The organism is Rhizobium sp. No.120 (assembly GCF_054558365.1).
In genome coordinates, this window is sequence record NZ_BAAJNQ010000013.1 from 103759 (window position 1) to 115230 (window position 11472).

Below are 11472 nucleotides of genomic sequence, written 5' to 3' on the forward strand. Positions count from 1 at the left end.
AGTACATGGATTAGGACCTGTCCGCACTTAGTGTAAGCTGTATTGACTTGCGCCAGTCACCCGTCCCAACCGCAACCAGCCGGCTTCATTCAGCTAGAGGATCCCCCACGCCCGAAACCTCCCCCTCCCCGTCATCTCCCTCAACCCCAGGTCCTCCACGATCCTGAGCGCCGCCCGCGGCGTCACCTTCAAGGTCTCCGCGACCATGCCGGCCGAGACCAGCGGCCGCGACATCACCAGCTCGATCAGGCCCGGCAGATTTGACGACGATCGCCGGCCGACGAGGCGCCGCTCCATCATCTGTTTTGCGAGCGCCAGCCGGTCATGCTCCTTGAGGCCGAGTTCGGCGGCCGCGATGATCCCATTGACGATCGCCGGCAGGCGGGTGTCGCGAGCGCGATGCCGGCGGCGATCGATGGGGATGGATTTCAGGCCGAGATTGACGGCGGCAAGATGGGCGCCGGAGGTGACGCCGGCCTGGCGCAGGATCGAAGCAGCGAGCAACCGGCCGAGCCAGGGCGCGTGCTGCAGCACCTGCAGATCGTTCCAGGCGTCGAGCAACAGTGTGGCGCGCAACACCGGCGGCAGTCCCTCGGTTTCGGTCAGCACGACGCACCATTCGTCGAGGCGCTCGTCCTCGTCCCAGTCGAGATCGTAGACCAGCGGATCTTTCTCCCTTCCGCCGCCGCGACCGGGCACCTTGGCCTCGGCAATCGCGGCGTCGGAACGGGCGAGCACGGCGTCGATCGCCGCGAGTTCCGCGGCCAACGGATCGGACTCGCCCGGCTCCGTCCCCTGCTCTCCCCCGGCAACCCCGGCAACCTCGGCAACCATCGCAGCCGGCTGACCGGCGCCGAACGCCACGGCGGCTTCGTCGTTTCTGGCTCCCTCCCCCCGCAGGCGGCGCAAACCGTCCGGTGTCAGCGACCAGCCCAGCGGCTGGGAAACTATCCGCCGGCGCGTCTTCAAAACGTCACGGGCGATGACTAACTCATGGGTCGGGGCGCGAACGTCGAGGCGGGCGTCGTGCAGCACCAGGTCCTCGAGATGGACGAGCTCGCCGTCGATCCACAGCGAGGCGCAGGCATCGCTAAAGTGCATGCGCTCGACCCAGCCGCCACCGACCGGCGACCGAGCGATCCGCTCATCGAGACGCACGAGCCCGGAAGCCGCGTCCGAAATCGGCCGCAGCAGGGCGTTCAGGGGCAACTTTGACAAATCGTAACGCATTGAATTCATGGTAAATGATTTGCTAAACGGACGCTATCTCTCAGTTAGCGTCCGTCACAGGTCGATGTCGCGGGCATAACGCATCACTTCCGATAAGTACCTCTTATCGGAAATGATTGCCAGAAGCCCGCAAATCAGCGAAAACGGGGCAATGGACGGCCGCCCACGCAGTTCCGGTAGCCGGATTTTCGCCGCTTCAGGAGGCTCCGTGGACATTCTCGCCCCGAACTCTGCGTCCGACGCCATCACCCGGCGCGCCGAAGCGCTCGACACGATTGCCGCCGTGCTGCCGATCGACCGCCGCGACAAGCTCGCCGAAATCCTCACCGACCAGGACGTCGAGACACTGCGCCATCTGGTCAACGAGGGAATGGGCGACAACACGCTTCGCGCACTGACCTCCGACCTCGGCTACCTCGAGGCCTGGGCGATGGCCGCGACCGAAAGTCCCCTGCCCTGGCCAGCGCCGGAGGCGCTGTTGCTGAAATTCGTGGCGCACCATCTCTGGGATCCGGCCCGGCGCGAAAACGATCCGGAGCACGGCATGCCGGCCGAGGTCGACCAAGCACTGCGAACTGGCGGCTTTCTCCGGTCGGCCGGCCCGCACGCACCCGACACGGTGCGTCGGCGGCTCGCCAACTGGTCGACGCTGACAAAGTGGCGCGGCCTCGACGGCGCCTTCGCCTCCCCTGCCCTCCGATCGGCGCTCCGCCTCGCCATCCGCGCCGTGCCGCGGCCACGCCGCCGCAAGAGCACCAAGGCGGTGACATCAGATGTTTTGGCCAAACTGCTGGCGACCTGCAGCAGCGACAGCCTGCGCGATCTGCGCGACCGCGCCATCCTGATGGTCGCCTTTGCCTCCGGCGGCCGCCGGCGCAGCGAAGTGGCCGGCCTGCGCAAGGAGCAGCTGACGGTCGAGCCGCCGGTGACAGCCGAGGACGGCATCCCCCTGCCCTCGCTCTCGATTCATCTCGGCCGCACCAAGAATTCTGGCGCCGGCCAGGATGAGGTTGTCTATCTGACCGGCCGGCCGGTCGAGGCACTGAACGCTTGGCTGGTGGCCGCAAAGATTGACAGCGGCAGTGTGTTTCGGGGGATTGATCGCTGGGGCCATGTCAGCCGGCGGGCGCTCGATCCGAAGGCGGTCAATGATATCGTCAAGCAGCGGGTGGCGATGGCCGGGCTGGCGGTCGGGGAGTTTTCGGCGCATGGGCTGCGATCGGGATATCTCACCGAGGCGGCAAACCGTGGCATCCCACTGCCCGAGGCGATGGAGCAGTCGCGGCATCGATCGGTCCAGCAGGCGTCGAGCTACTATAACAGTGCGGCCCGGCGAAGTGGCAAGGCCGCCCGGATGCTCTGAATACCGCGCTGGACGAAATTGAAGAGGATGACGGATAGGGTATTCATCGGAGGGCTTGATTCGGATCCTCCACGTAGCGTAGCCCTTCCTCACACTCGAAACATGCCGTCCAGGACATCAAATGGCCTCCTCAAACTTGCAACGGCTTGGACTGGCGGGCCAAAGTCCCGTGGCTGAGAAGGTTGCCATCCTCGTCGGACCCAACGGCTCCGGCAAAAGCCGCTTTCTTCGCGAACTCGCAATCCAGATCCGTGGTGATCGGGATCTGGCAATCATTTCCAACACCGCCCATGATCGCTTTTCCGGCTTGCGTGGATTGAAGCGCATCACGGCCGGCAGAGGCAGCAGGTCTCCAAAGAGCATCGTCAAGCGCGCGATCGGAAGGACCATCGACCAACCGGACTCACGATTTTACCAGATCGGCGCGATCCTTGAATACTGCGGTTATCGGCCACGGTTTGGGTTCCTCGTCGATTCAGACCCGTACACGGCATATCTAGACCCAGCAGATTTCCTGTTCGATCCAAACGACTACGACGCGGTCGTCGCATTCTTGCGTCGGCACAACCCTGCCGAAATTCTCTGGATTGACCAAGGGGAATCGGCGTTGTCGTTTTCATTGGGTCGAGAATTCGGAGCTATCCTCCGCAGCGAGGATAGCCTTCGACGGCTTGGACGCATTCGCGGAATCCAGGTCTTTCTCGAAAGGCACGATGGCGAAGTCATTGAGCTACTGAATGCCAGTTCGGGTGAACTCGCACTGATTTCCTCCCTCGTGTTCTTGATCAGCTCCATCGGCCAGGAACCGGTTATCGTGATTGACGAGCCAGAGAACAGCCTACATCCCCGCTGGCAGCGGGAGTATCTCGAGAAGATCGTCGCGGCAGTCTTTTACCGCAACGCCACGATCGTCGTCGCGACCCACGCGCCTTTGATCGTCGTTGGTGCTCTTGGAGCCTTGCCTGATATTGTCTCTGTGTTTCAAGTTCAAGATGGCGAACCGTCCGCACTCGATCTCCAGGAGGCCAAGGACTCAGCAGCGAACGTGGAAGGCGTCCTTTGGCGCGCTTTTGATGTGATCACGCCAGCAAGCCATTTCGTGAGCGAGGAGATGGTAGGTGTCGTTGCGCGGGTAGAACGCGGTGAAATTACCCGCGACAGCGCGATTGCGCTCGTCAACGATATGGCGATCAAGAGCTTCGACGAAAGACAACGGAAGTTTTTCAAAGCGGTTGAAGACCTGATCGGGCAGGTCGATGCACAGCTGCGCGGGGTCGACAAGAGCGATGGTTGACCGCTATTTGCCGGCGCTTGACGATTTTCAGCTGAGTGAGGAAGAAGCTGCGGCGGTCGGGAAGGCATTGGAAACAGAGAAGCCCTGGGACTGGGAATCCGAGGACCAGAACGAACTGCAGGCGCTCAAAAGCGCGAAGGGCAAGATCCTCGCCTATCACCTCGCGCGCCATGGCGGAAACTGCTGTTATTGCCGCCTGAACCTAAATGGTGCAGGCCCGTACATGACCGATCGCGAGCACATCCTTCCCAAGGGAAAGGCGGTCTACAAACCATTCAGCTATGCGATGTGGAATCTCGCGGCCGCATGCAAGCGGTGCAACATGCAGTTCAAGCGTAGCGGAGACGGCTTTGTCGTAGACACGGACGATTCAACCAAGTTTCAAGACAGCGATAACTATCGCTTTGTGCACCCGAATTTCGACGCCTACAGCGAGCACCTGATACGGCTCGAAGCGCAGGTTGACACCAAGAACATCGTTGTGTTCGTGAAGACGGCCGGGAGTGAAAAGGCGATCTACACGCATGACTTCTTCGCCTTGCATGAACTGCAGGTCGATAGTTTCGACAAAGCGCAGGGTCTTGAAGGGGAAAGCCCTGAGACGGAACTTGCTGCCAAGGTTCGTGGGCTTGCTAAGCAATTCGATCAGTAGCGGAATTTGGGTTCATGGACTGCTTCACGTGGCTGGTCTTTCGCGGAAGTACGTGATCCGCGGATTATGAGATAAGAAACTCTTTTCCAGACTCCCGTTCGAAAAACGTTTGTTTTTCAATTGTTTAAGGCTGTGGTCAGCTGACCACCAAAAAGATGCCCTCGGCGCTCCGTGCCCCGAGGGGCGGGGCTGTGAGGCTGACTTCTTCAGGTAGCATCATCACCGGCCCCATGCCGATGCCATCGAAGGCGAAAAGGGGCGCCTCGTCGCCTGGCAAGGGCCGTTGGATCTACGAAACCGTTCAACAGCGACGTAGAGCGGGGCACCCATCCCTGAACTCGGCCAAGAGGTCGCGGACAGCCCCATGCGTTCCACCGCCGATCTCCGGCCAGATCGCACCGCCGGGTGCGCCGTCGAGCCCTTCCCGGCGCCTTGGTCCTCTCAATCCGCTGCTTCCAATTGCTCCGCTCCTGTTCTCAACACAGCACACGCGTCCCACCAGCCCCGGCCCAGAGAGCTGGAACGACCCTGCCCTCATAACATACGTTCATTTTCAGCTGCTTAGGGCTGTGGTCAGCTGAACACCAAGAAAATTGCCCAGATGCTTTCTTTGCCGCTCCACCCGCATCTAATTTCGAGTTCGGGCTCATTGGAGCCTATCCAGTTTGCAAACTCCCCAGCCCGTTGGCCCTCAACAACGCCATTATCATCGGACCAAGCGAAAACTCTCCTCGTTCCGTGCGCCTTGTCAGATCCCGCAGATAGCCGCCAGCTGAGTTGATGAAGTTTGCACGCTCCAGGATGCAAGCGATAGCCGCGGCCGCATTTTCTGGACCCATCGCATCGCAGGCCTCCTGATAAGCCGATGGGCTTACCTTCAGCATCGATCGAACGACCACTGCGGCCGCCATCAAATCGCGCCAGTTTCCGATTGCGCCACCCGGCCCGTAGTCCGATATCGTCGGGCATGCCTTCAACACCACACCCAGCGGGAACGCCTTTATCACTTCACTCTTTGGCCGGCGGATTTCGCTCGGCTTCGCCCCCTGCTCTTTTCGAGAGCTAGGTTCAAGTTCACTGATGGATTCGGGATTTGAATTATGTATGTGCCGCTCATTGTGAGCATCATTGGTGCTATTATTTTCGGAATTTCCCTGAACTTCCAGCCGATTGACTATCTCCTCGCGCAGCATCTCCATTTCTTCAAGGATCGTCGTCACATCAGCAAGCGTCGGAGCGCGCGGGATTCTGCCCACAAGCGCTACATAGATGTCCTCGATCGCTTTCCAGTCGCCTTCAGCGCCTTCCTCCATCGCGGCCGTAATTAGCTTGCGGACATCGCGCCGGCAGATCGTCAGGCTCTCCTTCGCCTTCCTGAACGCCGCCCTGCTGGCCATCACCTGCTGCGCCATCATCGCCAACTCTTCGGACCGTGCCAGGAGCGGCGACAGGTCGAAACCGAAGGCGCTCTCGATCCGGCCCTCGCCGTCCTTACGGGCGTAGCGCTTTCCATTGGCGCTATCCTTTCGGACGATTAGGCCTGCTTCTACCAGGATGGCGATATGTCTGCGCAAAGTCGCGCCCGCCATTGCATGCGCTCGTAAAGCAAGCTGAGCATTCGAGGGGAAGACAATCAGTTGGGCGTCTTGGCGCAACTCATTCTCAGGATAAAAACTCAAAAGCGCGTCAAGAACCGCGAGGCTATTGGACTGAATCCCGAGCAGTTCCATGGCGGCGGAGGCGTCTCTGAAGACTTTCCACTTATCCGCTGCCTTGCCTTGTTTGATATCGGCCGAAGCCGACTGGCGCCGCACGAGCGCAAGCGTCATCGGCCGCCGCCCGAATGGCGTCGTCACACTTCCTGTCTGCATCGTCTTTCACCTTTCAGCAGGCAAAAGAAATCAGCTCACCAAAACGGCGCCAAAGACTCTTGACGAAGATTCGAGGAAATGCGATTCTGTTCGTGCTAAAGAGACAGAAGGGCTTCCACGACGGCAACGTTGAGGGGGCTCTTTTCTTTTGCGGGTTAGTCTCCCTGTTTCTGTTGATGCTTTGCACGGTGTGCCTGATAAAGCGCCGGCAAATGTTCGAGTACGAAGGCGGCAAAGTCTGGCGTCGCCTTCCTGTCGATCGTAATCTCCAGCTTGCTCTTGCTCTGTGTCACCTGCGCAAGTCTGTCCCCATCGGGGGTCGACATGACGTCCGGAAGCCCGCGCGCAAGGCGACGCGGCTTCAGATGGCCTATCAGCGCCTTGAACCGGTCTGCCGATGGCAGCGTCTGCACCTCTGCTGAGGCCGCAAATTTGATCGCGTCCGACGGCGAAGCTGCCTTCTCGACCAGTTCTGCCAGTTGTTGCCAGCTGGGTCGTCCAACTCCTGGAGCGGCCCCAATGGCATCGATCAGTTCGGAGGGGAGGGCGTCGACAAGAAGGAGCATCTTCGACAGATTGCTTTTATCGATCGACATTGCCGCAATGACGATCTCTCGCGAGAACTGCTTATTCAGTCGATGCGCGAAGCGCGCCTTTTCGATGAAGGTGAGATCCTCACGCTCATTGTTCTCCTGACCCTGCGCGACGACGAGTTGCTCGTCCGTCAGGTCACGAACGATTGCCTTTACAGGAAGGCCAAGATCTAGAACCGCGCGCAGTCGGCGGTGGCCAAAGGCCACCTGATATCGGCCTGGCTGGTCGGGATGAGGTCTCACCAGGATCGGGACCTGCTGCCCTTGCTCTCGGATTGAATCAAGGAGGCCGTCGATGTTCCCCTGCATGCGATCCTGCACGAAGGAGGGCTCGATGCACGAAGCGTCCAGTTCCACCACGGCGTGGCCCTCAGCAAGCCGCCGCTCAATTTCCTCCGCGCGGCCAAGTCGATCGTTCTGCTCGCGTAGCGCGTTGCCAATGTTTGCGGTCAGCTTCGTTGACGGGTCGCGCTCTTTTCTCACCACCCCGAGAAGCGGCATGGAGCGGCTCTTTGCCGTCCGGCTCTCTGCTGCGGGCGTTTCGGGTGCGTCTGTCGAGACTCCGAGGATGTGCTTGCGGCTCATGTCGGTCTACCCCATGCTTTTTTAATCAGGCCTTCGATTTCGTCGTTGACCGCGTTCATGGCTTCCAAGGCTCGATCATAGGTCGAGCGCGTGAACTGGCTGCGCTCGACTTCGAAAAGCGTCTGGTTGGTCAGGCCGGCGTCCGAAACCGCTGTTGTCTTAAGCATAGGGAAATTCAGGACATTTTCCCCAAAGATCGACCGGAGGTAACCAACCATCTGGTTTTGTGGACCATCGCTCGGTTCGAAGCGGGTTATCAGGTAGCGCATCCAATTGAACTTGAACTGGGCGCCGGCGTTTTCGATTTCCCGCAGCAGGTTCGATGTCATGGCCAGGAATTGGTTCATCGACATCACGTCCAGCATCTGTGGATGCACGGTGACCAGGATGGACGTTGCGGCCGTCAAAGCAGAGAGTGTGAGATAACCGAGCTGGGGAGGGCAGTCGATGACGACGACGTCATAATTATCCGCGATGTCTTCAATGACTTGACTGATCCTACCGTAGAAGAGCGTATCTCCTTCCTTCCGCTTCATCAGCGCACGCGGGGTGTCATGCTCAAATTCCATCAATTCAAGGTTACCGGGAATCAGGTGGAGATCGGGAATGTAGGTTCCTCGAACGACTTGCTCGATTGGTACCTGCTCCTCATCGTACCTGATGGCGCCGTAAAGTGTCTCGTTCGGACCAACGTCCGTTTCGGGTTGACTGCCGAAAAGTGCGGAAAGGCTTGCTTGGGGATCGAGATCGATTGCCAGGATCCGGTATCCGCGCATGGCCAGATACTGCGCGAGATGCGCGGCGGTGGTCGTCTTGCCCGACCCGCCTTTGAAATTCATAACCGAGATGACCTGCAGCTGCTCGCCGTCCCGGCGATGCGGCAGGTAGCGCCGGTTTCCACGGCCAACCTGGTCCATGTGCTTGCGGATCGCATGGATATCTTCGATCGAAAAAGTTCGCCGGCCGCCCGGGCTCATGCTGACATTCAGTTCCGGCATTTCCGAGGCGGTCTGTCGCAGATAAGATTCACCGACGCCCAGCAGCTTGGATGCCTCCGACGGCGCAAAGGTTCGAATGCCCTTCTCGGAAGTCGGAGGGAAGACCTTGAGATGATGTGCTTGAAGTTGGCTGGAGAGGGCGTCGGCATGACGCTCCATCAATGCGGTCAACCCTTCAAATACGGGTGCTGTTCTTGCGGCGGTCTTCGCCATCTCAAAACCCATTTCTTGCCAGTGGCGATATTTTTCGCGAAACTGCAAAAGTTTCGCCACTGACAATTAGCGTCGATTCTGAATTTTGAGCAAGAGCTTTTTGGTTAACGAAAGGTTAACGCACGAGAACGAGATCGCCCAAGGCGATCCACTTTTAGCTATAGAACCAACACCTTAGAAAGGACGTGGCTCTTACAGGTTCATGGTCTGTTTTACTGTGAATCCTACAACCGTTCCATCCGCATTGTTGCGGAAACAAGGCTGCTTCCACGGAAAATGGGGACGCTCACGACGCGACTCACCCCAAAGGAACTTGTAGGATCCTACAACTACCGCCCGAATCCGTTCCGTGCTGATTTCCCCGCCGACCAATATCCGACGGAGAAATTCATGCAGATTCTCGCGATTTCCAAACCGCGAAATATTCAAGAAGCTCGGCTTCTCCACCGCCATCATCAGCTACGTGCGCGCGTTTTTGCCGAGCGCCTGGGCTGGGAGGTCAAAGTCGTCGACGGTCAAGAGGCGGACGCCTTTGACGCTCTTATGCCGACCTACGTTCTCGCAATTTCCGACGGTGGCGCCGTGACTGGTTGCGCCAGGCTACTCCCGGCTCTTGGCGCGACGATGGTGACGAACATCTTTCCGACGCTGCTGCCGGATGGTCAGCTGAATGCGCACACCGCCATGATCGAGAGTTCCCGCTTCTGCGTCGATACGACTCTCGGGGAGGGTAGGGGAGACGGCTCCGTCCATGAGGCGACCCTGACCATGTTTGCGGGCATCATCGAGTGGTGCATGGCGAACGGCTACACGGAGATCGTCACGGTGACCGACCTCCGCTTCGAGCGGATCCTCGCTCGTGTTGGCTGGCCCCTGCAGCGGCTGGCGGAGCCGAAGAAGATCGGGGTGACCATGGCTGTCGCCGGGACCCTTCCCGCGAATGCAGACACATTCCAACGGCTCCGACCTGCCAACTACCGTTCCGAACTCAGCGCCGTCAGCCAAGCAGCGTAAGAAAGAAAAGCCGTGAACCAGCTTCGATCTCATCCTCGACTTGTCCGCAAACTCCAGGAGGCACTGGGCGACCAGCTCTGCTTTGCGCTGGAAGACTCAACGGTTGTCGAAATCATGCTCAATCCCGATGGCAAGCTCTTCATCGAACGGCTCGGTCATGGCGTCGCGCCTGCCGGTGAGATGTCGCTTGCCGCCGCCGAGATGGTGATCGGAACGGTCGCGCATGCGCTCCAATCCGAGGTCGATACCGAGCAACCAATCATATCCGGGGAGCTACCGATCGGCGGTCACCGCTTCGAAGGGCTGTTGCCTCCCGTTGTCGCCAAGCCGGCGTTCACCATTCGCCGCCGAGCCTCGCGCCTGATCCCGCTCGATGACTATGTGCGCTCCGGCGTGATGACCGAACACCAGGCTTCGACTATCCGCAGCGCGATTTCGTCCCGGCTCAACATCATCATATCCGGGGGCACCGGGTCGGGCAAGACGACGCTCGCAAATGCCGTCATCGACGAAATCGTCAAGTCTGCCCCGGAAGACCGCCTCGTCATCCTGGAAGACACCGCCGAGATCCAGTGCGCGGCCGAGAACGCTGTTCTTCTCCACACCAGCGATACCGTTGACATGGCACGGCTCTTGAAGAGCACCATGCGTCTGCGCCCAGACCGGATCGTCGTGGGCGAGGTCCGCGACGGCGCTGCGCTCACGTTGCTGAAAGCATGGAACACGGGCCATCCCGGAGGCGTGGCCACCATCCATTCCAACACCGCTATGTCGGCGCTACGCCGCCTCGAGCAGCTAACCGCCGAAGCCAGCCAGCAGCCGATGCATGAAGTGATCGGGGAAGCGGTCGATCTCGTCGTCTCGATCGAGCGAACGCCGCGCGGGCGGCGCGTTCGCGACGTCATCCAGGTCGAGCGCTTCGCGGGCGGCCAATACGAAATCGAATCCGACCAGCTTACGGAAGAACAGGAGGCGCGCCATGTCGCGTAGAAACGCATTCATCGCCGCTGTACTCCTTGCGGCACCCATCGCTCTTGCCTCGGTCTCGCCGGCGCTCGCCAGTTCCGGCGGCAGTCTTCCCTGGGAAGGGCCGCTGCAGCAGATCCAGGAATCGATCACCGGACCAGTTGCCGGCGCCATTGCGCTTGCAGCCGTCGCGATCGCTGGCGGCATGCTAATCTTCGGTGGTGAGCTCAACGATTTCGCGCGACGGCTCATGTATATCGTGCTCGTTGCGGGCATCCTGCTTGGCGCCACCAACATCGTCGGTCTCTTTGGCGCGACCGGTGCCTCGATCGGATTGTCCGACGAGCAAACCACTTCCATGATGCAGAGTGAGGGCGGGGAGGGGGCTCATGGCTGAGTCCCTATCTGGCCTGCAACGCAACCGCATTCATCGAGCGCTGTCGCGTCCGAACCTGCTGATGGGCGCGGACCGGGAACTGGTGCTGATTACCGGTCTTGCCGCAGTCATCCTCATCTTCGTCGTCCTGACGATCTATTCCGCGCTCTTCGGCGTCGCCGTCTGGATCGTCGTCGTCGGGCTTTTGAGGATGATGGCAAAGGCGGACCCGCTGATGCGACAGGTCTATGTCCGCCATGTCTCCTACAAGCATTACTACAAGGCGACCTCCTCGCCCTGGCGCCGGTATTGAGGGG

11 protein-coding genes are annotated in these 11472 nt (G+C 59.9%); 7 read left to right on the forward strand and 4 right to left on the reverse strand.

The window, feature by feature from the left end; translation table 11 throughout:
- Nucleotides 1–93 precede the first annotated feature (93 nt).
- Nucleotides 94–1230 (reverse strand): RHE_PE00001 family protein, encoded by a 1137-nt coding sequence (locus ACYJRZ_RS26405; RefSeq protein WP_459463741.1) that lies wholly within the window; start codon nucleotides 1228–1230, stop codon nucleotides 94–96.
- Between the two features lie 208 nt (nucleotides 1231–1438).
- Here ACYJRZ_RS26405 and ACYJRZ_RS26410 point away from each other — a divergent pair, with 208 nt between their 5' ends.
- The 3 genes from ACYJRZ_RS26410 (at nucleotide 1439) to ACYJRZ_RS26420 (ending at nucleotide 4539) form a co-directional block, all read left to right on the forward strand.
- Complete coding sequence (locus ACYJRZ_RS26410; protein ID WP_459463742.1) at nucleotides 1439–2593, forward strand: site-specific integrase; 1155 nt, start codon at nucleotides 1439–1441, stop codon at nucleotides 2591–2593.
- A gap of 121 nt (nucleotides 2594–2714) precedes the next feature.
- Nucleotides 2715–3887 (forward strand): AAA family ATPase, encoded by a 1173-nt coding sequence (locus tag ACYJRZ_RS26415; RefSeq protein WP_459463743.1) that lies wholly within the window; start codon nucleotides 2715–2717, stop codon nucleotides 3885–3887.
- Entirely contained in the window at nucleotides 3880–4539 is a 660-nt protein-coding gene (locus ACYJRZ_RS26420) for an HNH endonuclease (protein WP_459463744.1), read from the forward strand. Before ACYJRZ_RS26415 ends, ACYJRZ_RS26420 begins: the two co-directional genes overlap by 8 nt.
- 656 nt (nucleotides 4540–5195) lie before the next feature.
- On the opposite strand, the gene repC is transcribed toward ACYJRZ_RS26420, so the two are convergent.
- The 3 genes from repC to repA form a co-directional block, all read right to left on the reverse strand.
- Nucleotides 5196–6410: a plasmid replication protein RepC gene (repC, locus tag ACYJRZ_RS26425; RefSeq protein ID WP_459463745.1), complete on the reverse strand. Its 1215-nt coding sequence runs from the start codon at nucleotides 6408–6410 to the stop codon at nucleotides 5196–5198.
- 155 nt (nucleotides 6411–6565) lie between these two features.
- Entirely contained in the window at nucleotides 6566–7588 is a 1023-nt protein-coding gene (repB, locus tag ACYJRZ_RS26430) for a plasmid partitioning protein RepB (protein WP_459463746.1), read from the reverse strand.
- A complete protein-coding gene (repA, locus tag ACYJRZ_RS26435; protein WP_459463782.1) occupies nucleotides 7585–8799 on the reverse strand; it encodes a plasmid partitioning protein RepA in 1215 nt (404 codons plus the stop codon). The genes repB and repA overlap by 4 nt, the downstream gene beginning before the upstream one ends.
- 390 nt (nucleotides 8800–9189) lie before the next feature.
- On the opposite strand from repA, the gene traI reads away from it, so the two are divergent.
- Genes traI through ACYJRZ_RS26455 form a run of 4 tightly spaced genes read left to right on the forward strand, consistent with a single transcriptional unit; the run spans nucleotide 9190 to nucleotide 11468 of the window.
- Complete coding sequence (traI, locus tag ACYJRZ_RS26440) at nucleotides 9190–9813, forward strand: acyl-homoserine-lactone synthase (protein ID WP_142843339.1); 624 nt, start codon at nucleotides 9190–9192, stop codon at nucleotides 9811–9813.
- 12 nt (nucleotides 9814–9825) lie between these two features.
- Nucleotides 9826–10803 carry a P-type conjugative transfer ATPase TrbB gene (trbB, locus tag ACYJRZ_RS26445; RefSeq protein ID WP_459463747.1) on the forward strand — a complete coding sequence of 326 codons (978 nt, stop codon included), beginning with the start codon at nucleotides 9826–9828 and terminating at the stop codon, nucleotides 10801–10803.
- On the forward strand, nucleotides 10793–11176 hold the full coding sequence (locus ACYJRZ_RS26450; protein ID WP_459463748.1) for a TrbC/VirB2 family protein: 384 nt from the start codon (nucleotides 10793–10795) through the stop codon (nucleotides 11174–11176). Before trbB ends, ACYJRZ_RS26450 begins: the two co-directional genes overlap by 11 nt.
- Nucleotides 11169–11468, forward strand: a complete 300-nt coding sequence (locus ACYJRZ_RS26455; RefSeq protein ID WP_209192031.1) for a conjugal transfer protein TrbD — start codon at nucleotides 11169–11171, stop codon at nucleotides 11466–11468. The genes ACYJRZ_RS26450 and ACYJRZ_RS26455 overlap by 8 nt, the downstream gene beginning before the upstream one ends.
- Nucleotides 11469–11472 lie beyond the last annotated feature (4 nt).